Origin of the sequence: Kitasatospora sp. NPDC058162, from assembly GCF_042884005.1 — a bacterium.
Lineage (GTDB): Bacteria > Actinomycetota > Actinomycetes > Streptomycetales > Streptomycetaceae > Kitasatospora.
On the sequence record NZ_JBHVUS010000027.1, the window covers coordinates 40,823 to 66,352 of the forward strand.

General features: G+C 74.0%; 27 protein-coding genes. 13 read left to right on the top strand and 14 right to left on the bottom strand.

From position 1 onward, the window contains the following. Positions 1-2: 2 nt before the first annotated feature. Together ACFVXG_RS33595 and ACFVXG_RS33600 are read left to right on the top strand one after the other, a co-directional pair. Positions 3-1,745: an ABC transporter ATP-binding protein gene (locus ACFVXG_RS33595; protein WP_387933019.1), complete on the top strand. Its 1,743-nt coding sequence runs from the start codon at positions 3-5 to the stop codon at positions 1,743-1,745. 171 nt (positions 1,746-1,916) lie between these two features. After that, entirely contained in the window at positions 1,917-2,609 is a 693-nt protein-coding gene (locus ACFVXG_RS33600; RefSeq protein WP_387933021.1) for a DUF4232 domain-containing protein, read from the top strand. 198 nt (positions 2,610-2,807) lie between these two features. Here the strand turns inward: ACFVXG_RS33600 and ACFVXG_RS33605 are convergent, their stop codons facing one another. Together ACFVXG_RS33605 and ACFVXG_RS33610 are read right to left on the bottom strand one after the other, a co-directional pair. Then, a complete protein-coding gene (locus tag ACFVXG_RS33605; protein ID WP_387933023.1) occupies positions 2,808-3,146 on the bottom strand; it encodes a hypothetical protein in 339 nt (112 codons plus the stop codon). A 131-nt stretch (positions 3,147-3,277) separates the two neighbouring features. Next, positions 3,278-3,475, bottom strand: a complete 198-nt coding sequence (locus ACFVXG_RS33610) for a hypothetical protein (protein ID WP_387933160.1) — start codon at positions 3,473-3,475, stop codon at positions 3,278-3,280. On the opposite strand from ACFVXG_RS33610, the gene ACFVXG_RS33615 reads away from it, so the two are divergent. The 3 genes from ACFVXG_RS33615 (at position 3,428) to ACFVXG_RS33625 (ending at position 5,087) form a co-directional block, all read left to right on the top strand. Next, positions 3,428-3,607 (top strand): hypothetical protein, encoded by a 180-nt coding sequence (locus ACFVXG_RS33615; protein ID WP_387933158.1) that lies wholly within the window; start codon positions 3,428-3,430, stop codon positions 3,605-3,607. The genes ACFVXG_RS33610 and ACFVXG_RS33615 overlap by 48 nt on opposite strands. Positions 3,608-3,710: 103 nt before the next feature. Next, on the top strand, positions 3,711-4,634 hold the full coding sequence (locus ACFVXG_RS33620) for a hypothetical protein (RefSeq protein WP_387933025.1): 924 nt from the start codon (positions 3,711-3,713) through the stop codon (positions 4,632-4,634). Between the two features lie 90 nt (positions 4,635-4,724). Further along, positions 4,725-5,087 (top strand): hypothetical protein, encoded by a 363-nt coding sequence (locus ACFVXG_RS33625; RefSeq protein ID WP_387933027.1) that lies wholly within the window; start codon positions 4,725-4,727, stop codon positions 5,085-5,087. Here ACFVXG_RS33625 and lanL read toward each other — a convergent pair. The 3 genes from lanL to ACFVXG_RS33640 form a co-directional block, all read right to left on the bottom strand. After that, positions 5,084-7,600 carry a class IV lanthionine synthetase LanL gene (gene lanL, locus ACFVXG_RS33630; RefSeq protein WP_387933029.1) on the bottom strand — a complete coding sequence of 839 codons (2,517 nt, stop codon included), beginning with the start codon at positions 7,598-7,600 and terminating at the stop codon, positions 5,084-5,086. The two genes, ACFVXG_RS33625 and lanL, sit on opposite strands and share 4 nt — an antisense overlap. A 2-nt stretch (positions 7,601-7,602) precedes the next feature. Further along, on the bottom strand, positions 7,603-7,770 hold the full coding sequence (locus ACFVXG_RS33635; protein ID WP_350508941.1) for an SflA family class IV lanthipeptide: 168 nt from the start codon (positions 7,768-7,770) through the stop codon (positions 7,603-7,605). A 204-nt stretch (positions 7,771-7,974) separates the two neighbouring features. Then, positions 7,975-8,610, bottom strand: coding sequence for an NAD(P)-dependent oxidoreductase (locus tag ACFVXG_RS33640; protein ID WP_387933032.1), 636 nt, complete (start codon positions 8,608-8,610; stop codon positions 7,975-7,977). 93 nt (positions 8,611-8,703) lie between these two features. On the opposite strand from ACFVXG_RS33640, the gene ACFVXG_RS33645 reads away from it, so the two are divergent. The 4 genes from ACFVXG_RS33645 to ACFVXG_RS33660 all read left to right on the top strand — a co-directional run bounded on the left by ACFVXG_RS33645 (position 8,704) and on the right by ACFVXG_RS33660 (position 11,999). Next, a complete protein-coding gene (locus tag ACFVXG_RS33645; RefSeq protein WP_387933034.1) occupies positions 8,704-9,360 on the top strand; it encodes a TetR/AcrR family transcriptional regulator in 657 nt (218 codons plus the stop codon). Positions 9,361-9,474: 114 nt separating this feature from the next. Further along, complete coding sequence (locus ACFVXG_RS33650; protein WP_387933036.1) at positions 9,475-10,596, top strand: hypothetical protein; 1,122 nt, start codon at positions 9,475-9,477, stop codon at positions 10,594-10,596. 145 nt (positions 10,597-10,741) lie between these two features. Next, positions 10,742-11,545, top strand: a complete 804-nt coding sequence (locus ACFVXG_RS33655) for a hypothetical protein (protein WP_387933038.1) — start codon at positions 10,742-10,744, stop codon at positions 11,543-11,545. Positions 11,546-11,636: 91 nt separating this feature from the next. After that, on the top strand, positions 11,637-11,999 hold the full coding sequence (locus ACFVXG_RS33660) for a hypothetical protein (RefSeq protein ID WP_380456230.1): 363 nt from the start codon (positions 11,637-11,639) through the stop codon (positions 11,997-11,999). A 28-nt stretch (positions 12,000-12,027) separates the two neighbouring features. Here the strand turns inward: ACFVXG_RS33660 and ACFVXG_RS33665 are convergent, their stop codons facing one another. Next, the gene (locus ACFVXG_RS33665; protein ID WP_387933041.1) at positions 12,028-12,438 is read right to left on the bottom strand and encodes a hypothetical protein; all 411 of its coding nucleotides are present in this window, start codon (positions 12,436-12,438) and stop codon (positions 12,028-12,030) included. 275 nt (positions 12,439-12,713) lie between these two features. On the opposite strand from ACFVXG_RS33665, the gene ACFVXG_RS33670 reads away from it, so the two are divergent. Continuing rightward, entirely contained in the window at positions 12,714-12,917 is a 204-nt protein-coding gene (locus ACFVXG_RS33670) for a cold-shock protein (RefSeq protein ID WP_350516269.1), read from the top strand. 45 nt (positions 12,918-12,962) lie between these two features. Here ACFVXG_RS33670 and ACFVXG_RS33675 read toward each other — a convergent pair whose 3' ends face one another. Together ACFVXG_RS33675 and ACFVXG_RS33680 are read right to left on the bottom strand one after the other, a co-directional pair. Beyond that, positions 12,963-13,328: a VOC family protein gene (locus ACFVXG_RS33675; protein WP_387933044.1), complete on the bottom strand. Its 366-nt coding sequence runs from the start codon at positions 13,326-13,328 to the stop codon at positions 12,963-12,965. A 105-nt stretch (positions 13,329-13,433) separates the two neighbouring features. Then, the gene (locus ACFVXG_RS33680) at positions 13,434-13,925 is read right to left on the bottom strand and encodes an Lrp/AsnC family transcriptional regulator (RefSeq protein ID WP_387933046.1); all 492 of its coding nucleotides are present in this window, start codon (positions 13,923-13,925) and stop codon (positions 13,434-13,436) included. Positions 13,926-14,112: 187 nt separating this feature from the next. On the opposite strand from ACFVXG_RS33680, the gene ACFVXG_RS33685 reads away from it, so the two are divergent. After that, entirely contained in the window at positions 14,113-15,768 is a 1,656-nt protein-coding gene (locus tag ACFVXG_RS33685; protein ID WP_387933048.1) for a histidine decarboxylase, read from the top strand. Positions 15,769-15,782: 14 nt separating this feature from the next. On the opposite strand, the gene ACFVXG_RS33690 is transcribed toward ACFVXG_RS33685, so the two are convergent. From ACFVXG_RS33690 to ACFVXG_RS33700, 3 genes are all read right to left on the bottom strand, one after another. Continuing rightward, positions 15,783-16,286: an LURP-one-related/scramblase family protein gene (locus ACFVXG_RS33690; protein ID WP_387933050.1), complete on the bottom strand. Its 504-nt coding sequence runs from the start codon at positions 16,284-16,286 to the stop codon at positions 15,783-15,785. A gap of 193 nt (positions 16,287-16,479) precedes the next feature. Continuing rightward, entirely contained in the window at positions 16,480-16,701 is a 222-nt protein-coding gene (locus ACFVXG_RS33695) for a hypothetical protein (RefSeq protein WP_387933052.1), read from the bottom strand. 86 nt (positions 16,702-16,787) lie between these two features. Beyond that, positions 16,788-17,468 carry a LuxR C-terminal-related transcriptional regulator gene (locus tag ACFVXG_RS33700; protein ID WP_387933054.1) on the bottom strand — a complete coding sequence of 227 codons (681 nt, stop codon included), beginning with the start codon at positions 17,466-17,468 and terminating at the stop codon, positions 16,788-16,790. A gap of 173 nt (positions 17,469-17,641) precedes the next feature. Here ACFVXG_RS33700 and ACFVXG_RS33705 point away from each other — a divergent pair, with 173 nt between their 5' ends. Further along, positions 17,642-20,863 carry a bifunctional cytochrome P450/NADPH--P450 reductase gene (locus ACFVXG_RS33705; protein WP_387933056.1) on the top strand — a complete coding sequence of 1,074 codons (3,222 nt, stop codon included), beginning with the start codon at positions 17,642-17,644 and terminating at the stop codon, positions 20,861-20,863. Positions 20,864-20,948: 85 nt separating this feature from the next. Here ACFVXG_RS33705 and ACFVXG_RS33710 read toward each other — a convergent pair whose 3' ends face one another. Further along, entirely contained in the window at positions 20,949-21,845 is an 897-nt protein-coding gene (locus ACFVXG_RS33710) for a S1 family peptidase (protein WP_387933058.1), read from the bottom strand. 251 nt (positions 21,846-22,096) lie between these two features. Beyond that, positions 22,097-23,467 carry an amidase family protein gene (locus tag ACFVXG_RS33715; RefSeq protein WP_387933060.1) on the bottom strand — a complete coding sequence of 457 codons (1,371 nt, stop codon included), beginning with the start codon at positions 23,465-23,467 and terminating at the stop codon, positions 22,097-22,099. 118 nt (positions 23,468-23,585) lie between these two features. Here ACFVXG_RS33715 and ACFVXG_RS33720 point away from each other — a divergent pair, with 118 nt between their 5' ends. After that, a complete protein-coding gene (locus ACFVXG_RS33720; RefSeq protein WP_387933062.1) occupies positions 23,586-24,041 on the top strand; it encodes a hypothetical protein in 456 nt (151 codons plus the stop codon). Between the two features lie 87 nt (positions 24,042-24,128). Here the strand turns inward: ACFVXG_RS33720 and ACFVXG_RS33725 are convergent, their stop codons facing one another. Beyond that, positions 24,129-25,298 carry a damage-control phosphatase ARMT1 family protein gene (locus tag ACFVXG_RS33725; RefSeq protein WP_387933064.1) on the bottom strand — a complete coding sequence of 390 codons (1,170 nt, stop codon included), beginning with the start codon at positions 25,296-25,298 and terminating at the stop codon, positions 24,129-24,131. Between the last annotated feature and the right edge of the window lie 232 nt (positions 25,299-25,530).

Consider the following 25,530-nt stretch of genomic DNA (forward strand, 5'->3'; position numbering starts at 1 on the left):
CGATGCTCCGACAGCTGTGGACCCTGACCAGGGGGCAACGGCGCCCGCTGGGCGTCGCCCTGCTCCTCACCCTGACCGCCGCCGGCGTGGGCGTCGGCCAGCCCCTGGCCGCCAAGGGCGTGGTCGACGCCGTCACCTCGCACCGCCCGCTGCTGCTCCCGTGCGCCATCCTCGTCCTGCTGCTGCTCGCCCAGGCGCTGATCGGCGCCTGCGCCACCTTCCTGCTGGAGCGCACCGGCGAGCGCTTCGTGCTGGGCATGCGGACCGGCCTGATCTCGCACCTGCTGCGGGTCCGGATGGACGCCTTCGACCGGCTGCGCGTCGGTGACCTGATGGCCCGCGCCTCCGCCGACGTGGTGGTGCTGCGGGAGGCGCTGACCCACGTCTCGGTCCAGATCGCCACCAACCTGTGCGTCGCGCTGGGGAGCGTCGTCGCCATGTTCGTGCTGGACCCGCTGCTGATGCTGCTCATCCTGGGCGTGCTGCTCGGATGCGGCCTCGTGATCAACCGGCTCTCGGCGGAGATCGGTCGCTCGTCGACGGCGCTGCAGACCGCGGTGGGCGCGATCTCGGCCGGGCTGGAACGCGCCCTGTCCGCCCTGCGCACCGTCCGGGCCAACCGCGCCGAGCAGCGGGAGATCGACCACCTGGACGGGCTGGCGCACCGGGCCTACGACGCGGCGGTGCGCAGCGCCCGGCTCACCGCCGTGGTCGCCCCCACGGCCCAACTCGCCATCAACGCGGCCTTCATCCTGGTGCTGCTGTTCGGCACGGCCCGGGTCGACCACGGCGCCCTGTCGCTCGGCGCCCTGGTGGCGATGCTGCTGTACGCCTCCCAACTCACCGGGCCCGTCACGGAATTGATGGAGGGCATCGCCTCGGTGAACCGGGCCAAGGGGTCCGCCGAGCGGGTCCAGGAGGTCTACGCGCTCCCCGTCGAGGACAGCGCGCCCGCCGTCCCCGGCCGTACCCCCGCCGCCGTCCCACCGCTGCGGCCGACGGGCGGCGCGACGGCGCCGGCCCCCGCGCTGGAGCTGCGCGACCTGCGGTTCGGCTACAGCCGGGACGCCCCCGTCCTCCGGGGGCTCGACCTCACCGTGCCGCCGAACGCGCTGGTGGCCCTGGTCGGCCCGTCCGGGGCCGGCAAGTCGACCACCTTCGCCCTGATCAACCGCTTCTACGAGCCGTGGAGCGGCAGCCTGCGGATCGACGGGCAGCCCGCCGCCGACCTCGGCCTCGCCCAGTGGCGCTCCCACATCGGCTGGGTCGAGCAGGACTGCCCGATCCTGCACGGAACCCTGCGCGACAACCTCCGCTACGCCGCACCGGACGCCACCGACGAGCGGCTGTGGCAGATGCTCGACCTCGTCAACCTCACCGAGAAGGTGGACCGCCTGCCGGACGGGCTCGACAGCGAGGTCGGGGAACGCGGCGTACGCCTCTCCAGCGGTGAACGGCAGCGGATCGCCATCGCCCGCGCCGTACTCGCCCGCCCCCGACTGCTGCTGATGGATGAGCCCACGGCCCACCTGGACCCGGCCAATGAAGCCGCCCTCACGGTCAATATGCACAAGCTCCGGGAGGAGTGCGCCCTGCTGGTCATCGCCCACCGGATGTCCACCATCGAGGCGGCCGACAGCGTGGTGATGCTCTCCGACGGCACCGCCTCCGCCACCGGTACCTACGCCGAACTCCTGCACGGCCACCCGGACTTCCGGCAGCTGTCGGGGCAGCGGCAGTGCTGACTGATCATCATGGGGTGCTGTTGTCAACTGCGCTGCCCCCGAACCAGTGTCACAGTCCCGTCCCTGTCATGTCCTGGTGATTGTGACGCGGGGTGTGCCACCGAATGCGGTGGGCCGACGTCTTGTGAAGTGTTCCAAGCAGTCAGCACACACCGTCCTCGGGGAGCCACCATGTCCGTCCGCCACCGTCGTCCGCTGCTCGTCGCCACCGTCCTCGTCGGCGCGGGGCTGGCGTTGACCGCCTGCGGGCCCGACAACACCGACACGGCCGCCGGGCCGACGGCCGCCGCGCCCACCACGGCGGCCGCGAAGCCGACGGCGGGCGGCAAGGCCACGGCGGGTGCGCCGACCACGGGTACGGGCTCGCGTCCCACCACGCACGCGCCGTCCGGCGGCGGCACCAACTCCGGCCCCGGCCACCCGTGTGACATCCAGAACCTCTCGATCCACGTGTCGGCCCGCTCCGGGGCGCCCAGCCAGCGCGTGATCGAGGTGCACAACACCGGCGGGAACTCCTGCACCCTGAGCTCCTCCCCGGGCGTCGACCTCGGCAACGCCACCGCGCGCGACCAGAGCAAGAACATCAAGCCGATCCTCGCCAGCGGGACCACGCGGTTCACCGTCGCGGCGGGCCAGAAGGCCTACGCGGTGATCGACCTCGACCCGAGCGGTGCCACCACCGGCACCGCCCCCGGCGTGGACGAGATCAACGTGCTGGCCGACGACGAGGGCACCAACATGCCCCTGGCGAACACCCAGAACTTCCCGCTCGGCGCCGGCGCCAAGGTACTGGAGCCCAAGATGAGCATCTACCGGGCCACCGTGGCGGAGGCCGTCACCTCCATGACCGCCGCCCCCAACTAACCTGCGCCACCGGTGGATCGGGGCCGTGGGGCGGCCCCGGGGGGGGGGGCCGGGGGCCCCGCCCGCGCGCGGGGGGCGCGCCGGCCTCTCCTCGCCCCCCTCACCCCCCCACCGGGCCGCGGGGGGGTGGGGGGGGGGGGCCGGGGGGGGGGGGGGGGCGCGGGCCCCCACGGCCCTCGGGCGTACCGGGCGCGGGACTCAGCGGGCGAGCAGTTCCGGTGCGCGGTGGGCCACCGTGCGCTCCGCCTCGCGCCGGCCGCGCGGGGTCAGCCGGGCGAGCTGGTCGTGGTCGACGGCGCCGCGGTGGATCCAGATCCCCGCGAGCGACTCGGCGCACAGGTCCACCAGGGTCTCGTCCGGTTGGGCCGGATCACCGGCGATCCCGGACAGGGCCGCGACCACCGCGTCGGAGGGGAAGTCCTCCAAGTCCGAGGCCGCGTCGTACCGTTCGTCCAGCCGGACACCGGCGGGCGTGCCGAGCAGGATGCCGATGAGCAGGGCCTCCTGCTCGCCGGGCAGGTACTCGCGCCGGGGCACCGGTCGCTGAGCGGGCCCCCGGTGGGGCTGCCGCCTGTCCGACGAAAAGATCTTCAACGGATTCTCCCCCGTGCATCTCGCTGTGCTTCGCGCCGCTGTGCGTCGCGGCCCCGACCATACCGCCGTCAAGATCACCGGCGCGCACGCCCCCGGCGGCCGACCCGGGTGACCTCCAGCTCGCAGTGGAAGCCACTGGTGGCACCGGAGAGGCAGACCGTGTGCCCCGGCTCCGCTCCTTCGCGCCCCGCGAGCCGGATCTGCCCGCGGAACTCGCCGAGAGGCTGGCCTGCGACCCTGAACACCGCGTCCGCCTCGCGGTCGCCGGCCACCGGAACCTTCCGCTCCCCGTCCTGCTCCGGCTCCTCGCCGATTCCTCGGCGCGCGTCGCGGAGGCTGCCGGGGCCTCGCCGTACCTTCCTGTCGAGCACATGGAGCGGTTGCTGACCCGGGCAGGGGTGTAGCCGCGGGGTCGCGTGGCCCAGCTGATCATCCCAACCTCCAGGATCACGGGGCTGATCCCGGGGGTGGGGCGTGCCGGGTGGGCGGACGGGGTACGCCAAGGGCATGGCGATCTTCCGTAGGCCGGGTCGCTTCAAGCGACTGGGGCGTTCAGGTCAGGGGACTTCGGAGGCCGGCCCGGCGCGGCCCGAGGCCGTCGGCGGAGCCGGTGAGGTCCCGGTGGCGGGTCTGGCCGAGGGGCTGGCCGAGCTGGTCGAGGGGGCCGAACGGCCGACCGGGGCGTGGCAGGTCGCGGAGTACCACGCGGAGCGCGGCCGGGGCCGGGCGCTGGTGGCGAGCGGGGCGCGGTTGCTGGGCAGCGGCGGGCGGGCGGCGGCCAGGGGAGCGGCGGTCGGGGGCAAGGCCCTCACCGAGCAGCTGGTCCGGGCGGCGCCGCGGATCCCGGTCCGTGACCTCGCCACCCTGCGGGCCCAGCACCCGGAGGCGGCTGACCCCGAGCGGCTGGCCGATCTGCTGGTCGCCGGGGCCACCCGGGCCTCCGCCGCGCTCGGCGCGGGGGTCGGGGCCGCGGCCATGCTGCCGGTGCCGCCCGCGATGCCGCTGGAGATCGCGGCCGAGACGCTCGCGGTGGCGGCCGTGGAGGTCAAGCTGATCGCCGAACTGCACGAGGTCTACGGCGTCCCGGCGCAGGGCAGCGCCGCCCAGCGGGCCGGAGCCTACCTGGGCGCCTGGGCGAACCGCCGGGGGATCGACGCGATGCTGCTGACCCGCCCGGCCGGCTTCGCGGCGCTCGCCCTGGGCGCGGAGGTCCGCCAGCAGGTCCGCCGCCGGCTCACCCGCAGCTGGATGCACCGGTTACCGTCCGTGACCCCGCTGCTGCTGGGCGCGGGCATCGGCGCGACGGTCAACCGGCGCGACACCCGACGACTGGCCGGGCAGGTCCGCGACGACCTGCGCTCGCGCCCGTCGGCGGACGTCGGCTACTGGGCCGCGGCCGGGCCGGCGGTCGAGGGCGAGGTTGTCCCGTAGGCGCCGAGCCGAAATGGGGAACGCCGTTGCCGGTGACGGCCGAGCGGTCGTGCGCTAGCCTCCCCCGCGGTCCGACGACGGGGGAGAGCGATGAGCCGACAGCACACCGAGCCCTGGTACGCCACCGGGCTGAGAGCCGGGCTGGAGTTGGTCGGGTGGATCGGGCTGCCGATCGCGCTCTGGCCGCACTCGGTCCTCCTGGCGATCGGCGTGGACGTGCTGCTGATCGGCGTGCCCGCCGTACTGCAGACCCCGGGCGACAAGCCGGGGACGGTCGTCGCGGTGCCCGGGTGGGTGACCGTGCTCATGGTGCTCGCGGAGCTCGCGGGTGCCGTCGCGGCCGCCTGGCTGCTCTTCCCGCGCTGGGCGGCGGTGCTCGTCACGGTTCTCACGCTGGCCTGTTGCGGCACCGAACTGCCGCGCTGGCGGCGGCTGTTGAGCCGGGAACCCTAGGGCGTACCGAGGAGGCCGAGGCGCGGGCCGCCCCGGTCGTGCAGCCGCCGGAGGAAGCCGAGCACCCCGGCGGAGCCGCCGGCCCAGGTGGCGCTCGGCCGGGTGAGCCCGGTGTCCGGGAACACCGGTCGGGACGGCGGGCCTCCGCTGCGGCTCAGGATGATCTCCGCGACGGTGCCGGCGGCGTCCCAGAACTCCTCGGCGCCGGAGGCGAGGCCGACGTCCACCAGCAGCTCGCCGACGCCCGCGAGCCCGCAGCACTGGGTGACCAGCGGCATCCGGGGCGCGAGCACGGCGCAGGTGCGCGCGGCCTGCCGGGCGAGGTCAAGGTAATCGGGCCGGTCCAGCCGGTCGGAGGCCCGGACCAGTACCGCCCCGACCCCGGCCAGGCCCCGGCACCAGGAGCCGTAGCGGCGGGTCGCCCCCGGTGCGGTGGCCCGGGCGATCAAGTCCGGGGTGACGGCGGCGAGTCGGGCGCAGGCCTGCTCGGCCCGGCGCAGGGCGGCCGGATCGCCGCTGGAACTCCCGTACTCCAGCAGGAAGTAGGCGACGCCCGCTGTGCCGTGCGCCAGGCCCTCGCGCAGTGCGGCGCTGCCGACCGTGTCGGCGCCGGCGGGCGACAGCCGGGCCCGCCCGGAGGCCAACATCCGGGCGCACTCGGCGGCCACGGCCAGGTGCCGGTCCCGTTCGGCGGGGTGGTGCGCGTGTCGGGCGAGCAGCAGGCGGCCGATCCCGATCCCGGCGACGCCCTCGATCAGGTCGGCCTCCGGCGGTCCGCCGTCCGGGCCATGCGCGGGAAGGTCCTCGGCCCCGCCCCTACCGCCGGGCAACCCGGCCTCGGCGAGGAAGAGTTCGACCCCGGTCCGGCCCGAGTAGAACCCCGGGGAGAGCCGCCGGGACTGGCCCGCCGTCCACCCCGCCAGCGCCTGGACGGCCTCCGGCACCCCGGGCCGGTGGAGGTGGCGGAGCAGTTCCAGGCCGAGGCCCGCGCTTCCGCCGTAGACGTCGATCGGCGTCGGGACGGCGGCCCGGGCGGCGAGCACCGGGTCGGCGATCCGGTGCGCCTCGGCGACGCAGTACGCGGTGGTGTGCTCGATGATCTCCCGGAGCAGCTCGGTGTCGATCCGGGGCCGTGGTGCGGGCGTGCGCGGTGGCTCGACCGCCGTCCCGGTGCGGAGCCGGGCGGCCCCGGCGGTCCGGACGGCGGGATCGAGGCTCGTCAACTCGCCGATCAGTCCGAGCAGTTGTCGGTGCTCCTCGCCGGGCAGCGCCCATGCCAGGCCGGCCAGGGTGCGGTCGCGGTTGACGGTGGCGTCGCCGTCGACGATCACCGGGTCCAGCCCGGTGGCGGCGAAGCCGAGGGTCGCGCCCAGCGCGTGGTAGTCGTCGGCGGGCTCCGCCGCTCGGCCGGCCGGGCGGCGCACCGGCTCGCTGTAGCCGGGCGTCGAGCCGTCCGGGCCGGTGCCGTTCAGGGTGCTGACCCCGAAGTCGACCAGCCGGCAGCGGTCTTCGGCGTCCAGGGTGATGTTGTCGGGTTTCAGATCGCGGACGACCACGCCCCGGCGGTGGATGCCGTCGAGGAGGCGCAGCAGTCGTTCGGCCAGTTCGGCGAGGTGTGCGGTGTCGTACGGGCCGTGCTCCTGGACGGCCCGGCGCAGGTCCCGGTCGCCGCAGTCGGTCATCACCAGGTACTCGTCCGAGCGGTGCCGGAAGGAGTCGAGCGCCCGGGGCACGTCGGGGAGTCCGTCGAGCGCGGTGAGTACTGCCCGCTCGTGGCGCAGCCGGTCCCGGGCGTCCGCCCCGGACTCGTCCTCGGCCACGAAGGCGCGGGCCTGCTTGATCACCACGGCCCGTCCGGTGCTGAGGTCCGCCGCGCGGTAGACGTTGCCCTGCGGCCTGCGGGCGATGCCGCGGGTGACCCGGTAGCGGCCGCCGCCGAGCCCGGGGGAGTCCGCCGGGGGCCGGGGCGTCGGGCTGGTCCGCTGTTCGAACGGGTCCTCCGCCCAGAGCGGGCAGCGGTAGGAGCCGGTCGCCAGCCCGTCGAAGGCCCGGCCGTCCGGGCCGAGCATGACCGACTCCAGCCGCCCGCCGCGTCCGGTCCGGTAGTCGCCGGTGAAGGGCCCGTAGCGGTAGTGGACGGGTGCGTCGGGATCGACCCGCCGGTCGCTCACGACCTGCGGCCCCTCCCGCCCGCGCAGGACCGCGACCAGCTCCCCGGCCAGTGCGACGATGGTGCCCGGGGCCGGGTACACCGTGATCGCCTTCCCGACCGAACCCGCGCTGCGCACCCCGGAGTTGAGCTCCCGGAGCACCTCCGGACCGCTCGCCCACTTGGCGTGGCAGACGTACCGGGCCAGGACCGGCAGGGTGAGGGCCAGCACGGCGTCCAGCTCGCCGGGGCGGGCCGAGACGTGCAGCTTCCAACCGTGTTCCACCGCCGGCATCCGCGGGTCGTTCAGGTACGACCAGGTCTCGTCGGACCAGCCGCGGCGGCCGGCGGTGGAACCGGTCACCGTCAGGAGTTGAAGTCGCAGGCGAAGCGGGTGGTGGCGGTCACCCACGGGTCGGCGAGACACGCCGTGGCCTCGCGGTCGGCGCGGTCGTCGTCCTCGAACGCGATGGTCTCGTCATCGACCAGCAGCGGACCCGCGTCGCGGATCTCCTCGATCATGGTTCCGGGCATGGGAAACCTCCAGATCTTGTGGTGCCTCCGGTGATGGTGCGGGTCCGCAGCCCGTCGAGCTGGCCCGTCGGGCCGGGGATCCCGAACCACGAAGGTAGGGAGGAACGTTCCGCCTGACAAGGGGTCAGGACGCATCGGCTCCACTTCCCGGACACATCCGTGGAGGAATCGTAAACATGCCCGCGCCGGTGACGGCCGCCCGGCTCAGGAGCTGACGCCGACCGCGTGCCGGTAGCTCGCCGGGTCGGCGACCAGGTCCAGCATGGCCCGGGCGACGTCGGCGCGCGGCACGGTGGACCCGGCCGGGCCGGACTCGACGGCGTGCCGGTAGCGGCCCCGGCCCGGCCGGTCGGTGAGCCGCGGCGGGCGTACGGCCGTCCAGTCCAGGCCGCTCTCGCGCAGCACGCGCTCCATTTCCTCCAGGTCGGTGTACACGTCCCGGAGCACCGCCCAGAGCAGCGGGCCGAAGGCCTTCGCGGCGAGCAGCGGCTGCCCGGCCCCGGAGCGGTTGAGCGGCGCGGCGCTGACCACGAGGATGCGGCGCACCCCGGTGGCCGCCATCGCGGCGACGGCCGCGCGGGCGGAGGTGGAGGCGGGCTTGAGCGGGTCGGTCCGGCCGGCCTGGCCGATGCCCGAGAGGACGGCGTCGGCGCCCGCGATCACCGGCTCCAGCGAGGCTGGGTCGAGGGCGTCGGCCTTGACCACGGTCAGCCGGTCGTGGTGGACGGGCAGTCGGGCCGGGTCGCGCACGGCTGCTGTGACCTGGTGCCCGTCGGCGAGTGCGAGGGTGACCAGCTGGCGGCCGATGCCGCCGGTGGCGCCCAGAACGGCGAGTTTCATGGCCCCTCCCTAGGGGGTGGGTGAGTGCTCACTTCCTTCTTCCCCTCCAGGGTGGGTGAGTGCTCACCCACCTGTCAAGGTAGGCTGGTGCCCATGACGAACGAGGGGACCCGCGAGGACGACCGGCCGCTGACCGGAGCAGCCCTGACCAGGGCAAAGGTGCTGGATGCCGCCGCCCGGCTGATCGGCACGGTCGGGCTGGTCCGCGCCACCACGAAGGAGATCGCCCGGGAGGCCGGCTGCTCGGAGGCCGCGCTGTACAAGCACTTCCGGGACAAGGAGGACATCTTCGTCCGGGTGCTGCGCGAACGCGCCCCCCGACTGGCCGCCGCCGTGGCCGAACTCCCCGACCGGGCCGGGCAGGGCTCGGTGCGCGAGCACCTGGAGGCGGTGGTGGTGATCGCCGTGCCGTTCTACCGGCAGTCGTTCCCGATGGCCGGCGGCCTGCTCGCCAGCCCCGAGCTGCTCGCCGCCCACCGCCGCAAGCTCGACGACGCCGGCCCGCACCACGTCAGCTGCCACCTGGCCGACTACCTGCGCGCCGAACAGCGGCTCGGCCGGATCGCCGCCGACGTCGACCCGGACGCCGCCGCGATGCTGCTGATCGGCGCCTGCTTCCACCGGGCCTTCCTGGAGGTCTTCTACGCCGGGGAGGCCCCGGCCGAGGCGCTGCGCCCCGCCGACCCGGACGAGTTCGCCGCGGCGACGGTCCGTGCCCTGGTCGGCGGCATCGGGGCCCCGGAGGCCTGAGGCATTCGGCCGAGGCCGTCGCGCAGAGTGCTGATCCGGGTGCCTAACGTGACCTCCTGGGGGGTGAGCCCAGTACTTCGGCGGGCCCGGCCCGCGCCCCAGGAGGCAGTACCCATGAGACTTCGTTCCATCGCGCTGATGTGCGCCGCGCTGACCGTCGGCCTGACCGCCGCGGCGGTCCCGGCCGGGGCCGCCGAGCGGCGGCCGTTCCTCGACCGGCTGAACACCGTGTCCCTCGTCGGGTCCACCGTCCCCGGCAACGGCGACGTGAACCCGTACGGCACGTTCACGATCCGGGAGACCGTCGGCGACCTGCACCGGGGCAACGTCCTGGTGAGCAACTTCAACAACTCGGCGAACCCGCCGGCCGGCTTGCAGGGCACCGGCACCACGCTGGTCCAGATCGCACCGAACGGCACCCTGACCACGTTCGCCACGATCGACCCGAAGAACCTGCCGGGACCGTGCCCCGGCGGGGTCGGCCTCACCACGGCGCTGACCGTGCTGCCCGGCGGCTGGGTGGTGGTCGGCAGCCTCCCCACCTCGGACGGCACCTCCGCCACCGCCCAGGCCGGCTGCCTGCTGGTGCTCGACAAGCACGGCACCGTCCGCGAGACCATCGCCGGGGACGGCATCAACGGCCCGTGGGACATGACCGCCGTCAGCACCGGCCGGAAGAGCGAGCTGTTCGTCACCAACGTGCTCAACGGGACGGTCGACGGCAACGGCCAGGAGGTCGACCAGGGCACCGTCCTGCGGATCACCCTGCGGACCGAGGGTGACGAGCCGCCGGCCCGGGTGGCCACCACGGTGATCGGCTCCGGCTTCCCGGAGCGCACCGACCCGATGGCCCTGGTGGTCGGCCCGACCGGGGTCGGCCTCCACGACGGCACCCTCTACGTCGCGGACACCGTGCTGAGCCGGATCACCGCGATCCCGGACGCCTTCACCCGCAAGGACAGCGCCGGCATCGGCCGGGTCCTCACGTCGGGCGGCAACCTCAACGCCCCGCTGGGCATGGCCGTCACGCCCAGGGGCGACATCCTCACCGTCAACGGTGGGGACGGCAACATCGTCGAGACCGACCGGGCCGGGCGCCAGGTGGCGGTCAAGACGATCAACAACGAAGGCACCCCGCCCGGCGCGGGCGCGCTCTTCGGCCTCGCGCTGGACCTCGACCACGACGCGGTCTACTTCGTCAACAACGCGGACAACGTCCTCGACGTCCTGCACTGAGAGCGGCGCCCAGGCCCGGCGGCGCGGCCGGTCGGTGTCCTCGGAGCAGGTGCCCCGAGGACACCGACCGCCGTGGCGGCCGGTTCCGGCGCCGCCCAGGTGTCGGCCCGCTGATCCGCCTGCCCGAGCCGGAAGGGAACCGCTGTTGCGCATCACCGACGCCCACACGGGAAAGCGCGTCGAGGTCCGCCCGCATCGAGCCGGACTCCTGCGCGTGACCGTCGAGACCGGCGACGAGGGGAACCCGCCCGGCCTGGGGGACCTGCGCGCCCTGCTGGCCGGTGACGTCCTGGCCCGCACCTGCGAAGGCCAGGGTCTGCAGGTGTTCACCGAACTCGCCGTCCCGGACAGCGCCGACGAGCAGGTACGGGGTCTGCTGAAGGCCGCCGACCGGCTCGGCATCCACCCACCCGCCCAGGTCAGCGCACGCCGGGAGCCGGACGGCGCCGACCGGACGACGGTCGACCCACCGAGGGTCGACCTGATCATCGCCGGCCGCCCGCGGCGCCACCCCGGCCCACGACCCACGGCTTCCGTGGTCACCGGCCCGGTGACCAGGGAAGCCTCGACCATCGGTCCGGACCCGCTGGCCCCGGCGCCCGAGGCCGATCCCCTCGCGCTGCGCCTCGTCCTCCTCGACCACGCCGTCACCGCCCCGGTCCGGCTCACCACGACCGCTCTGACGGACGCGGCCGCGCGGCTCTCCCGCTGGCGCGCGCTCGTGGCCGACCTCGCCTCCGCACCGTCCGGCCCGCTGGACGCCGACCTGGTCCGGGCGAGCTTCGACGGCCTGAACGAGGATCTGGACGCCCGGGTCGCGCTGCGCGCCCTGGCGGCGCTGCAGGACCGGACCGACCTGCCGGACGGTACCCGCTTCGAGACCTACGTCCACCTGGATCAGGTCCTCGCCCTCGAACTCGGCCGGGACATCGGACGCGGACCGGGGTGAGGCCACCGGGGAACGTGCTGGCGTCCCGGTAACGGCAGTGGTCGTCGGCGGGCCTTGGGCGCCGCGGGGGCGTTGCCATAGTCTGGGGGACATGTCGAACCCCGACGGGCTGCTCGTCGACATCGCGGCGATGGTCGAGTCCGAGCACAGCAATCAGATGTCCCTGACCGTGGTGGTCCCCGGAGCCGTGATCACCGGCAGGCTCGCGCCGGTCACCCTGTGGTTGGAGCGGGTGGCGGAGGTGCTCCAGGCCTCGGAGCACCTGAAGCCGTTCGCCGCCCTCTTCGCCCCGCCGGCCGACGGCCCGCCCGCACGGCCCACCCATCTGCACCTCCACCGGGCGAAGATCCTGCAAGGCGACTTCGGGCTGCCCCACACCGGCGGCATGTACCGCATCGCCATCGAGGACGTCAGCAGTTGGACGGTCGGGGACCTCAGCTACTCCGATTCCTGACGGCCACGGCAGGCGCGTGTCCTCTTGGTCATGGCCGGTCCGTGGCGTCCGGCGGATTCCCCGGCCACACTTCGAACGACTGGGAGAACCCCGTCGGCGGTCCGGCGCGGAAACGGGCGCGGATCAGCGCCTCGACCTTGACGACGGCATCGGCCCGACCGCTGAGCTCCACTTTCACCGGCTCGGCACCGGCCTCGGCGAGGGCCACCGGTCCGGCGGGGGCTTCCCCGACCGGTGCTGAGGTGTCCACCTGCCAGCGGGTGCGAACGACCTGATCGGCGGGGGAGACGTAGTCCCCCGCCGTGCCGAGGCCGGGGACGACGATCAGCCGGAACGACTGCCCCACCGTGTCGGCGACCACGTTCGCCGCGGAGGGTGCACCCGAGATCGACATGTGCGCCATGGCGCTCGGTTCCCGTGTGCCACCGGTACTGGTCATCGCTCTCCTCCGAGGTCGGCTTCCCTCCCAGGGTCTGCCGGTGCGAGGCCCCGCGCATCCGTTCGGCAGGGGAGTCCCGCTCGTGTCGGGTTCGGCTACCTGGCCGGGGGGCGTCCTGCGGTGTAACGTTTTGATCAAGCAGTCGTGGTTCCGAAGTTCTCGCCCGCGGTTACGTGCCGTGGGCGTTTTTGCTGTTCGATGCCTCTCCGGACCAGGGCGATCACCTCCGGGCCCGCACCAGCGGGACCCGGTCAGTTCCCACGAAGGAGAAGCACATGGCCACCGGCACCGTGAAGTGGTTCAACGCCGAGAAGGGCTTCGGTTTCATCGAGCAGGACGGCGGCGGCCCCGACGTCTTCGCCCACTACTCGAACATCGACTCCCAGGGCTTCCGTGAGCTCCAGGAGGGCCAGAAGGTGAGCTTCGACATCGTGCAGGGCCAGAAGGGCCCGCAGGCCGAGCACATCCGCCCCGCCTGACCCCCGGCGCGGCGGGCCTGGCCGGGAGCGGGCCGAACCGCCCTGCTAGGCGGGCGACATGACCTCGTAGAGGTTCCCGGCGGCATCGGCGAAGTACAGCCCGCGGGCGCACAGCGGGTGGTCGATCCGCCCGTTGTCGGGCTCGCGGGGGTCGTTGCCGTACGGCACCCCGGCGGCCCGCAGCCGGTCGAGGATCCCGTCGAAGGTCTGCGGGTCCACGTCGAAGGCCAGGTGGTGGCCGGACGGGTCCTCGACGGTCAGGAAGTCCAGCGTCAGCGAGTCGTTCACCCGCACCGGCGCGAAGTGCCGGTCGGGGCCGGGGTATTGGAGCCCCATGACGGAGGCGAAGAAGCGCGCCGCCGCCTCGTTGTCGACGGCCGGGACGATGGTGTGGTTCAGCGTGATGGGCATGCTCCGCCTTCCGGGGCGACTGGTCGTCGGGTGTCGTCCGGGAACACGCCGGCGGAGTGGCGATCGGTTGCGGACGAAGCGAACTGACGGATCGTCGGTGAGGCGTCAGGGCCCCGGGGCGAGGTAGCGGCGGCCCGGTATCTGTTCGAAGATCAGGTTGGTGCGGGTCTGAGCCACCGCCGGGTGGGTGGTGAGGTGGTCGACGACGAAGTCGCGCAGGGCCTCCGGGCCGGCGACGCCGACGTGCAGCAGGTAGTCGTCCGAGCCGGCCATGTGGAAGACCGCGAGGACGCCGGGCAGGTCGGGGGCGGTGCTGCGGAAGCTCTCGTTCTGCTCGCGGGTGTGGGCGCGCAGCCGTACCGAGATCATCGCCTGGAGCGGCAGGCCGATCGCGGCCGGGTCCAGTTCGGCGCGGAAACCGCGGATGATGCCGCGCTCCTGGAGGGCGCGGACCCGGGCCAGGCAGGTCGAGGGGGCGATGCCGACGGCGGCCGCGAGGGCGTTGTTCGGGAGGCGGGCGTTGTCGGCCAGGGCGCGGATGATCGCCCGGTCGACGTCGTCGACGGGCGCCCGCCGGGCCTGCGGATTGTTCGGCATGCCTGCCAGGATCCCAGCCCCTTCCGCAGAATCGCAAACCTGATCGAGATGGAACCGAATGTTCTGCGGAAGGGCTTCCCTCGGGCGCCCGAAAGTTCCATCCTTGCCGACGGTCCTTACCGACGCCCCGGGCGGCGGTGACGGCCCGCACCCGTGCCGTCCCAGCAACTCCCGGAGCGCCCCGCCCATGAGCCCGACCGCCTTCCCCGCCGCCGCGACCGCCGTCGACCCCGGTCCGGAGCTGGACGGCGGCGACTTCGCCCTCCCCGAGGGCGGCCTGGACGACGCCGAACGGCTGCGCGCCCTCGACGCCGTGGACGAGTACCTGACCCGCAAGCGCAAGCACCTGGTCGGCTACCAGGCCACCCAGGACATGCAGGGCACCGCGCTGGATCTCGCCCGGTTCATGCCGAACAACATCAACAACCTCGGCGACCCGTTCCAGAGCGGCGGCTACAAGCCCAACACCAAGGTCGTCGAGCGGGCCGTGCTCGACTACTACGCGAAGCTCTGGCACGCCGAGCGCCCGCACGACCCGGCCGACCCGGAGTCCTACTGGGGCTACATGCTGTCCATGGGCTCCACCGAGGGCAACATGTACGCCCTGTGGAACGCCCGGGACTACCTCAGCGGCAAGGCGCTGATCCAGCCGCCGACCGAACCCCTCGACGCCGTGCGCTACGTCAAGGCCGACCCCGACCGGCGGAACCCGAACGCCCACCACCCGGTGGCGTTCTACTCCGAGGACACCCACTACTCCTTCGCCAAGGCCGTCGCCGTGCTGGGCGTGGAGACCTTCCACGCCGTCGGCCTGGAGAAGTACGCCGACGAGTGCCCGCTGGTCGACCCGGCGACCGGCCGGCGCAGCTGGCCCACCGAGGTGCCGTCCCGCCCGGGCCCGTCCGGCCTGCCCTGGGACGGGCCCGGCGAGATAGACGTCGACGCCCTCGCCGTGCTGGTCGAGTTCTTCGCCGCCAAGGGCCACCCGGTCTTCGTCAACCTCAACCTCGGCAGCACCTTCAAGGGCGCCCACGACAACGTGCGCGAGGTCTGCGAGCGGCTGCTGCCGATCTTCGAGCGGTACGGGCTGGTGCAGCGCGAGGTGGTCTACGGCAGCTGCCCGCAGACCGGCCGGCCGCTGGTCGACGTGCGCCGCGGCTTCTGGATCCACGTGGACGGCGCGCTCGGCGCCGGCTACGCGCCGTTCCTGCGGATGGCCGCCCAGGACCCGCAGGCGTACGGCTGGACGCCGGAGGCGGAGCTGCCCGAGTTCGACTTCGGGCTGCGGCTGCCCACCGCGGAGCACGGCGAGGTCGACATGGTCTCCTCGATCGCGATGAGCGGCCACAAGTGGGCCGGTGCGCCCTGGCCGTGCGGCATCTACATGACCAAGGTGAAGTACCAGATCTCGCCGCCGTCCCAGCCCGACTACATCGGCGCGCCGGACACCACCTTCGCCGGCTCCCGCAACGGCTTCTCCCCGCTGATCCTCTGGGACCACCTGTCCCGGTACTCCTACCGCGACCAGGTCGGCCGGATCCGCGAGGCCCAGGAGCTCGCGGCCTACCTGGAGCGGCGCCTGGTCGCCATGGAGCGCGAGCTCGGCGTCGAGCTGTGGCCGGCCCGCACCCCGGGCGCGGTCACCGTGCGGTTCCGCAAGCCGAGCCCGGAGCTGGTGGCCAAGTGGTCGCTGTCCTCCCAGGACGTGGTGATGGTCCCGGGCGACGAGGCCACCCGGCGCAGCTACGTGCACGTCTTCGTGATGCCCTCGGTCGACCGGGCCAAGCTGGACGCCCTGCTCGCCGAACTCGCCGAGGACCGGGTGGTCCTGGGCGCCTCCTGACCTGGTGCCCTGAGTCAGAGGTTGGTCAGCTGGTCGCCCTTGGCGTCCTGGAGCACGTGGTCCACGCAGACCGCGAGGATCACCAGGAGCAGGGCGTCCTGCTGCGCCAGGACGTCGACGGCGTAGGCGTCGCGGACGGTGAACCAGCGCCGGGATATGTGCGCCAGGGTGGTGCCCTCGTGCCGGATGTCGAACTCGCGGTCCCACAGGTTGCCGCTGACCTTCAGCCGGCGGCCGTCGCCGAGGCGGACCTTGAAGCGGTCGCCGAAGAGCGCGAACATCTTCTTGCTGATCTTGGCGGTCAGTTGGCCGTCCTGCTTGATCAGCAGGGTGTGGTGGATCGTGAAGGCCTTGCGGACGATGCTCGCGACGTGCTCGCCGCGGGTGTCCACCAGGGCGAAGGTACGGCGCAGCCGGAAGAACTTCCGGTTCACGCGGTAGAGCCTCTCCCGGTGCTCGGTCTCGATCCAGGCCTCCTCGTGGAAGGCGAACATGCGGTCGCGGACCAGGTAACGCACTGTGGGTCCCCCCATGGTGGTGCCGCCGGCCCCCGTGGCGCGGCGCGGCCCAGAGCGTAGCGGCTGGTCAGCGCGGGGGAGGGGTGGGGGGTGGTGCCTTTACCGGTCCGCTACCGGGCCGCGACGATCCGCCGACACGGCGGTGACCCGGCGGTGACATCCCGCGCGGCGGCGCCGGGCTGTCGGGGGGGCGTCAGGCGATGCCCTGCCCGTCGATGTCCGCCCCCCACTGGTCCTCGCCGACGGCGCCCACGCAGTAGCCGCCGCCCTGCACGGTGCCGCCGGCCTCCTGGCACTGTTCGGCGGTGACGTCGGCGGGGAGCACGGCGGCGGTGGCGGGTGCCGCGCCGGCGAGGGCGAGGACGGCGGCGGTGGCGAACGGGACGGCCAGGCGGGCCAGCGATGAAGTGGGCATGTGCCTCACAACAGCACGGGCCGGGGGTGACGGCGAGTCAGGTGCGTCCGTTCGCGGGCCCCGGGCTGCTCGACGCGGGTGGGCCGTCAGTGCGGGTGGGCCGGCTCCGGGGGCCAGGTGTCCGGGTCGAGCACGCCGAGGGCGTAGGCGCGGGCGACCAGCGCGGTGCGGTTGGGCACCTGCCAGCGGCGGGAGAGCCGGCTGAGGTGGTAGTTGACGCCGTCCGGGGTCAGGCCGACCTCCTTGGCGATCCGGGCGGTGGTGGCGCCCCGGGCGGCCGCGGCGAGGATGCGGGCCTCGATCGGACTGGCCTCCGGGCGCGGGGCCGGTACGGGGGGCGCCGGGCGGGCGGGCGGTTCGACCAGGGCGCGCAGCGAGAGCAGCATGTTCGGGGTCTGCTCCGGGGTGTCGCTGACCAGGTCGACGGTCATCTCGCCGTGCCGCTCGGTGCCGCCGGCGGGCGTCCAGGAGACCCCGACCGAGTACTGGGAGCGCCGGTGCAGCCGGATCGCCTCGGCGAGCGCCTGCAGCGAGGTGTTGTCCCGCAGCGTGAAGTACTCCAGGATCCGGCGGTTGCGCAACTGCCCCGGCAATCCGCCGAACTCGGCGGCCATCGCACGGTTGACGATCATGATCCGGCCGCCCCACTCGCACACCGCGATGGGCAGCGGGTTGTGGTCCAGCAGGCGCAGGGCCCGGTTCCGCCAGGTCACCGCGGCGTCCAGGCGGGTGCCCGGCACCGGACCGCAGCCGTCGGTCGGTCGCATCACTCGTCCTCCTCCCGCGGCGGTCGCCCGCACCAGACCTGACGGGTCGTGGGCAAGTCCCTGGATGCCGCTGGCACTACACAATCATGTAGTGATGGTGGCGTGGCGCCCCCGGCGGGGGCGGAGAGTGGAGATACCGAGAAGCTTTTTTCTGCTGTGGGAGGGACCCACCGATGACCGAAACCACGACCGAGGCCGCACCCCTGGCTCCGGAAGCCGCATTCCCGGCCCCGGGAGCCGCGTTCCTGGCCCCGGGCGTCCCGGTGGTCGACATCTCCGACCTGCCGCCGGCCACCGTCCCCGTGCTGCGGACCATGGAGTTGGCCAGAACGCACGGCTCGGCGTTCCTCCAGCGCCTGCACGGCCGCGAGGTCCTGATGGTCAGCAGCCTGGAGCTGGTGGAGGAGCTGGCCGACGAGGAGCGCTTCACCAAGGCCGTCGGCCCCGCGCTGGAGAACGTCCGGGAGTTCACCGGGGACGGCCTGTTCACCGCCTACAACGACGAGCCGAACTGGGCCAGGGCGCACGACATCCTGATGCCCGCCTTTGCGCTCGGCTCGATGCGCACCTACCACCCGGTGATGCTCGAGGTGGCCCGCCGGGTGATCGGGTCCTGGGACCGCCGCGCGGCCGCCGGACTGACCGTGGACGTGCCCGGCGACATGACCCGGATGACTCTGGACACCATCGGACTGGCCGGCTTCGGTTTCGACTTCGGCTCCTTCGAGCGGGACGAGCCCCACCCGTTCGTGGAGGCGATGGTGCGCTGCCTGGAGTGGGCGATGACCAAGCTCACCCGGGACCCGGAGCTCGACCACAGCGAGCGCGACGCCGCGTTCCGGCGGGACGCCGACTACCTGGCCGGCGTGGTGGACGACGTGATCGCCGCCCGGGCCGGGAGCGGAGCCGAGGCCGGACCGGAGGCGGGCCCGGCCGAGGACCTGCTCGGCCTGATGCTCGGTGCGGTCCACCCCGGCGACGGCACCAAGCTGGACATGGAGAACATCCGCAACCAGGTGATCACCTTCCTGATCGCCGGCCACGAGACCACCTCGGGCGCGCTGTCCTTCGCGCTGCACTACCTGGCCCAGCACCCGTCCGAACTCCGGCTGGTCCAGCAGGAGGTGGACGGGCTCTGGGGCGACCAGGCCGACCCGGAGCCCTCGTACGAGGACGTCGGCCGGCTGCGGTACACCCGGCAGGTGCTCAACGAGGCGCTCCGACTGTGGCCCACGGCGCCACAGTTCAGCCGCGAGGCGCGCGAGGAGACCCTGCTCGGCGGGCGGATCCCGGTCCGCCCGGGGATGCCGATCTTCGTGCTCACCCCGATGCTGCACCGCGACCCGGCCTGGGGCGACAACCCGGAGCTGTTCGACCCCTCCCGCTTCGACCCTGAGCACGAGGCGGCCCGCTCGCCGCACGCCTTCAAGCCCTTCGGCACCGGCGAACGCGCCTGCATCGGGCGGCAGTTCGCCCTGCACGAGGCGACCATGCTGCTGGGCATGCTGGTCCACCGCTACCGGCTGATCGACCACGCCGGCTACCGGCTGACCCTCAAGCAGACGCTCACCATCAAGCCCGACGGGTTCACCCTCGCCCTCGCACCGCGCACCCCCGCGCCGCCGGCCCGCTCGGCCCAGCCGCTCCCGCAGGTCCAGCGGGTCGGGCCGGCGGCCCCGGCCGAGCGCGCCGGACGGGTCCGCCAGGGCACCGGGGTGCTGCTCCTGCACGGTTCCAACTACGGCGCCTGCCGCGAGTTCAGCCGCCAACTCGCCGACGCCGCCGCCGAACTCGGCTGCGACACCGCGATCGCCCCGCTCGACGCGTACGCCGACGGGCTGCCCGCCGACCGGCTGGTGGTGATCACGGCGGCCTCGTACAACGGCCAACCGACCGACGACGCCGCCGAGTTCGTCCGCCGGCTGCGCGAGGCCCCGGCCGGCGCGGCGGACGGCGTCGAGTACGCGGTGCTGGGCATCGGCGACCGCACCTACGCCGCCACCTACCAGCGCATCCCCACCCTGATCGACGAGCGCCTCACCGCCCTCGGCGGCACCCGGCTGCTCGCCCGCGCCGAGGCCGACGCCTCCGGCGACCTGGCCGGGACGGTACGGGAGTTCACCGAGGCGCTGGCCGAGCTGCTGCTGGCCCGCCACGGCGACGCCGCGGCCGCGGCCGTGCCCCGGGAGGAGGCCGGGTACACCGTGACCGAGCTGGTCGGCGGCCCGCTGCACGCGCTCGCCGCCCGGCACGGCATGAGCGAGCTGACCGTCACCGCCGTCGGCAGCCTCACCGACCCCGGCTACCACCGGGTGAAGCGCCTGGTCCGGCTGGCCCTGCCGGAGGGCACCGACTACCGGACCGCCGACCACCTGACCGTGCTCCCGGCCAACGACCCGGCCCTGGTCGAGCGCGCCGCCAAGCTGTTCGGCGCCGAGCTCGACACGGTGCTGAGCATCGTCGCCCACCGGCGCACCGGCCCCGCCGTCGACCGCCCGGTCACCGTGCGGGAACTGCTCACCCACCACGTCGAACTGCAGGACCGCCCCACCGCCGAGCAGCGCGCCGCGCTGGCCGGGCTCAACCCGTGCCCGCCCGAGCAGGCCGCCCTGCGGGCGCTGCCCGCGGACGACCCGCGCACGCTGCTCGACCTGGTCGAGGACCACCCGGCCCTGCGGGAGGCGCTGAGCTGGCCGGTGCTGCTGGAACTGCTGCCGCCGATCCGGCCGCGGCACTACTCGATCTCCTCCGCGCCGTCGGACGGCGAGGGCGAGGTCGACCTGATGGTCTCCGTGCTCAGCGCGCCCGCCCGCTCGGGCCGCGGCACCTTCCGGGGCACCGGCTCCGGCTACCTCGACCGGGTGGCCGTCGGCGACACCGTGCTCGCCCGGGTCCAGCCCTGCCGGGAGGCGTTCCGGATCGGCCACCGCACCCCCGTGGTCATGATCGCGGCCGGCACCGGCCTGGCGCCCTTCCGCGGCGCCGTCGCCGACCGCCGCGCGCTGCTCGGGACGGGGGCCGAACTCGCCCCGGCGCTGCTCTACTTCGGCTGCGACGCCCCGGACGCCGACTACCTGCACCGCACCGAGCTGGAGGAGGCCGAGCGGGCCGGCGCCGTCTCGATGCGGCCCGCGTTCAGCGCGCGGCCGCAGGACGGGCGGCGCTTCGTCCAGGACCGGATCGCGGCCGAGGCGGCGGAGGTCTGGGAGCTGCTCGCCGCCGGGGCCGAGGTGTACGTGTGCGGCGACGGGGCCCGGATGGCGCCGGGCGTGCGGGAGGCCTTCCGGGCGCTCTACCGGGAGCGCACGCCGGGGGCGGACGAGCAGCAGGCCCAGGACTGGCTGCAGGGCCTGGTCGAGGCGGGGCGTTACGTCGAGGACGTGTACGCGGGCTGAGGCCTTACCGGCCGGGCCGTCCGCCCGTCGCGCTCTGGTGGCGCGGCGGGCGGACGGCCCTTCGGGCGAGTACTGCGAAGGGGTCTCAGTAGACGTTGACGCCGTACTTGATGAGGGCCGCCCGGACGGGCTGGAAGAACGTCGTCCCACCGGTGGTGCAGTTCCCGCTGCCGCCCGAGGTGAGGCCGAGCGCCTTGGTGTCCTCGTACAGCGGGCCGCCGGAGTCGCCCTCCTCGGCGCAGACGTCGGTCTGGATCAGGCCGCGGACGGTGCCGCCGCCGGAGTAGCGCACGGTGGCGTTGAGCCCGGTGACGGTGCCGGTGTGGGTGCCGGAGGTCGAACCGGTGCGGGTGACCGGTTCGCCGACGTACGCGTTGGGGGCGGAGGTGAACCCGCCGGGGTGGTCGAGCGTTCCGTTCTCGTACCGGACCAGCGCGTAGTCGTGGCCGGGGAAGGTGGAGGAGACGGTCGGGCCGATCAGGGTGCGGTGGGCGGCGTCCGTGTACCAGCTGGCGGCGACGTTCCCGCAGTGCCCGGCGGTGAGGAAGTAGTGGGTGCCCCTGCCGACCACGTTGAAGCCGAGCGAGCAGCGGTAGTGGCCGCCGTAGATCGCGTCGCCGGCGGCGAGCAGCGGGGTGAACCGCCCGGGGACGTGCTGGACGGTCAGGGCGGGCGCGTCGGCGCCGACGGCGCGCACGATCTTGTCGAGCCCGGCCGCGGAGACGGTGCTGTCGGCGGTCACCACGACCCGGCCGTTGGCCTCGTCGGTGTACCAGGCCGTCCCGTCGACCTCGGCGTTCTGGACGGCGTCGCTGACCGCGGCGAGCCGCTCCGGTCCCGGGGTGCCGGCGGGCGTGGCGGCGGCGCCCGGTGCGGCGACCGCGGTGGCGGTCAGCAGGCCGAGGGCGACGGCGAGCAGCGTGCCGGTGCGGGCGGTGCGGTGGGTACTGCGGGTGCGGTGGGTGCGGGGGGTCCTGCGCATGGTCCTCACCGAGCTCCTCCTGGGAGTACGGGGCCCCTGGGGGCCCAGGGCCGTGAGGCGCGGTCAGGCGGTGGGCGGACTCCGGCCGGTGCGCTCCGGATCCACCACGGGATGATCTGCTCCTGACAGGCGCTGTCCGGAAGTATGAGGAATCAGGACGGTTCGGTACAAGCTCCCTGAGGTGGTGTCGGAGGCTCGGGCCCGGCGTACGGAACCGGCCGAGCGACCCGGACCGGCCCGGAGCGCCCTGCTCAGCGGCACCGGAGGACGGCGTCGACCCGGGCCGCGACCGACAGCAGCTCCCGGTCCGCCAGCCGCGGCCCGACCAGCTGCACCCCCACCGGGGCGGAGCCGTCGACCGGGAGCGGGAGCGTCACCGAGGGCAGACCGGCGGTGGACGCCGGGGAGGTGTTGCGGATCAGGGTGTGGAAGGTGGGCGCGGCCCGGCCGTTGAGCGGGAGGCTGTCCTCGTGGCGGTGCAGCGGCCGGGCGCACACCGGGACGGTCGGGCTCAGCAGCGCGTCCAGGCCGTTCGCGCTGAACAGCTCGGTGTAGGCCTCCTGGAGGGTGCGGCGGTTGGCGTGCGCCGTGCGCAGGCCAGCCTCCCCCGGGTACCCCGGGGAGCTGGGCAGCGCGGTCGCCCCGAGCAGCGCCGCGATGTCCGGGTCGCCGACCGCGGCGACGACCTCGGCGAGGGTGGGACCGGCGCGGTGCTCGTCGAGGTAGCGGGCCATTGCGGTGCCGAACTCGCCGAAGACCAGCGGGAATCCGGCCCGGGCGTCGTAGTCGGCCAGCTGCGCCGTGTCCACCGCGACCCACTGGGCGCCCGCGGCGGTGAGCCGGTCGACGGCCTGCTCCCAGGCCGTGCGGACGGCGTCCTCCAGGTCCTCGGTGAACACCTGCCGCGGCAGCCCGAGCCGCAGCGGGCGCCCGGGAGCGGCGGGGCTGTCCGCCTTGCTCGCCTCACCGGTGACCAGGGTGTCCAGCGCCGCGAGGCGGGCCAGGGAGCGGGCCATCAGCCCGGGGGTGTCCCGGGTGGTGGACAACGGGGTGACCCCCGCCGAGGAGTAGCGCCCGGCGCTGGGCCGCAGGCCGTACACGCCGTTCAGCGCGGCCGGGATGGTAACGGACCCGCCGGTGTCGGTGCCGAGCCCGGCCTCCGCCACGCCCGCCGCCACCGCGGCGGCCGTACCGCCGCTGCTGCCGCCCGCGAACAGGGTCGGGTCGGTGGCGTTGCCGACCGCGCCGAAGGTGCGGTTGCACGAGGTGGCCCCCAGGGAGAGCTCGTGCATGTTCGTCTTGCCCAGCACGATCGCCCCGGCCGACCGCAGGGCCGCCACGACGGGAGCGTCGGCGGCGGGCACGAAGCCGGTGAGCGCCGGGGTACCCGCGGTGTTGGGCAGGCCCGCGACGTGGATGTTGTCCTTGACGATCAGGCACCACGGCGCCGAACCGTCGCCCCGGTCGGCCCCGGCGTCGCGGAGGGCCGCCTGCGCGAGCGCCCCCTCCGCGTCGAGCGTGATGAAGGCGTTGAGGTGCTCGACGGCGGCGGCGCGGTCCAGCGCGGCCGACACGAGCTCGTGGGCGCGGCCCCGGCCGGTGGTGTGCTGCTCGTCGGTCATGGGGGGCGGCTCCTTCGCGCGGGGGTGCTGGGGTGACGGACGGTCACACCGTATCCCGGGGCCGGCGGGTCGAGTGGGGGTGGCTGGAGCTGAAGTGGCTTGCGTGGGAGCGGGCCCGGTGGCAGTGTCCGTGCCGATGCTCGTCGGGGCAGCCGGGGTCTGTTCGGAGGGGTGCAGAGTGGCGGGGGCGGATTCGAGGCCGACGGCGGCAACGCCGAGTGATGTGCCGAGTGAGGTGGTGCGAGCGTGGGCCGAGACGGCGATGAGCCTTCCGGTTCCGCTAGTGGCGCTGTGGAACGTGCGGGACGGCCTCCTCACCGAATCGGGCGTCGCGGTGTACTCGGCAGGGTGCATCGGCGAACGCAACGCCACGTACGAAGTCGCGCAGTATGCACCGGGGTTCCTCCTCATCGGCGATGACAGCGGTGGCCGCGGATTCCTCCTCCGTGTCGATGATCCGGGCTCTGCCGTCTTCTCCTCCGATCTGGGCGATCTGGATCCCGCGGACTTCGACGTGGTGGCTGGGGACTTCGCGTCCTGGATCGAATCGCTCGGTACCGACCCGGTCCGTTGACCAGGGCACCCACAGCGTCGTGGCCGGCAACTCACTGTGAGGTGCCCGGGGCTGGTCGCCTGGCCGCCCCCTCCGGCAGCGGCGCGGCTACCGCTGGGTGTCGACCTGGATGACGGCGTGCCGGCCGCTGGTGCGCCACGGGGTGCCGGTGGCGTCGAGCCGGGCGACGGTCGTGGGGTCGAGGCCGACGACCACGTCGGACTTCAACGTCCGTAGGGCGGCGACGGGGGAGGGGAAGTGCCCGACCGCGGCCTGGAACGGGGTGGTCGGCGGCCAGTGGCGGTCGCCCACCAGACGGCGGTAGTTGAGGTCGCCCTTGAGGACCGTCAGTGCGGCGCCCGCGAGTTGGGAGCGCAGGTTGGCGGGCAGGTCGTGGTACGGGAGCGGCGCACAGAAGAACGGGTGGGTGCGGACCGTGAGCGCGCCGCTGCCCATCGCCCGCCACAGGCGGTCGCCGACGGCCCCGGCCACCGGTGACGGGGCGGTGCGCAGCCGGTCGAGGGTGGCGAGGGCGTCGGCCGTCGTCGCGTCCGACACGAAGTACGGCTGCGGCTTCACGTACAGGTCGACCTCGGCGGCCAGGCCGCTGCTCAGCAGGTGGTCGATCAGGACGAGGTCCGGCAGCAGCTCCCGCCCCGCGTTGTCGGCGATCAGGCAGACCCGCCCGCCCGCGGCCCGCTCCAGCTCGGCCCAGAGCAGGACGCTGTCGTCGGCGAGCAGTTCGGCCTCAGCCGGGCCGCCGCCGGACTCCGCAGTGAGCTGGAAGCTCAGGTCCGCGCGGTTGCCCCACAGGGCGGACCGCAGCAGCGCGTCCGCCCGGCGGGGCTGCGGCAGGCCGTCGAGCTCGTCGAGTGCGGCCAGCTCGTCGTCGACGGCCGCTCCGGCCAGCTCGGCGTCCTTGAACGGGGCGAACGGGTCGACGCCCTGCCAGGCGCCCGGCCCGAAGTACCCGGTGGCCTTGAGCAGCCGGTGGTAGAAGTAGCTCTCCGCCCACAGGAACGGCGCCTCGCTCCACGGCCTGCCCCACAGGCCCTCGCCCCACTCCCGCCACTGCGCGGCGCCCGGGCCGTCCGCGGTCGGCGGGGTCAGGACGCCGGTGGTGCTCTCCGCGAGCAGCCGCTCGACGGCCGCCCGTTGGGCCGGGCCGTACGGCAGGGTGTCGAGGACCCGCCGGACCAGCTCGGGGTGGCGCTCGTGGAAGACGCCCCAGGGGAAGGACCCGGGGGCGTCGCTGCGGATCACGGGGGCGTTCGACACGGCGGGGCTCGGCTCTCTCACTGCTGTCTCACTGTCGGTTGCAGCCGAGGGTAGACGATCACGGGCGGCAGGCGGGGAACGGACAGGACGGAGAGGATCGGAGAGGAACGGGAAAAGTGTTATCCGCCCCGCCGCCCGAGGCTCTCCTGGGCGTGGGAACGAACGCGCAAGGCCGCTACTGAGGGTACGCGGTCGGCAATGCGGGGTTCGAGATGGGGCGCTCCGCACGGAG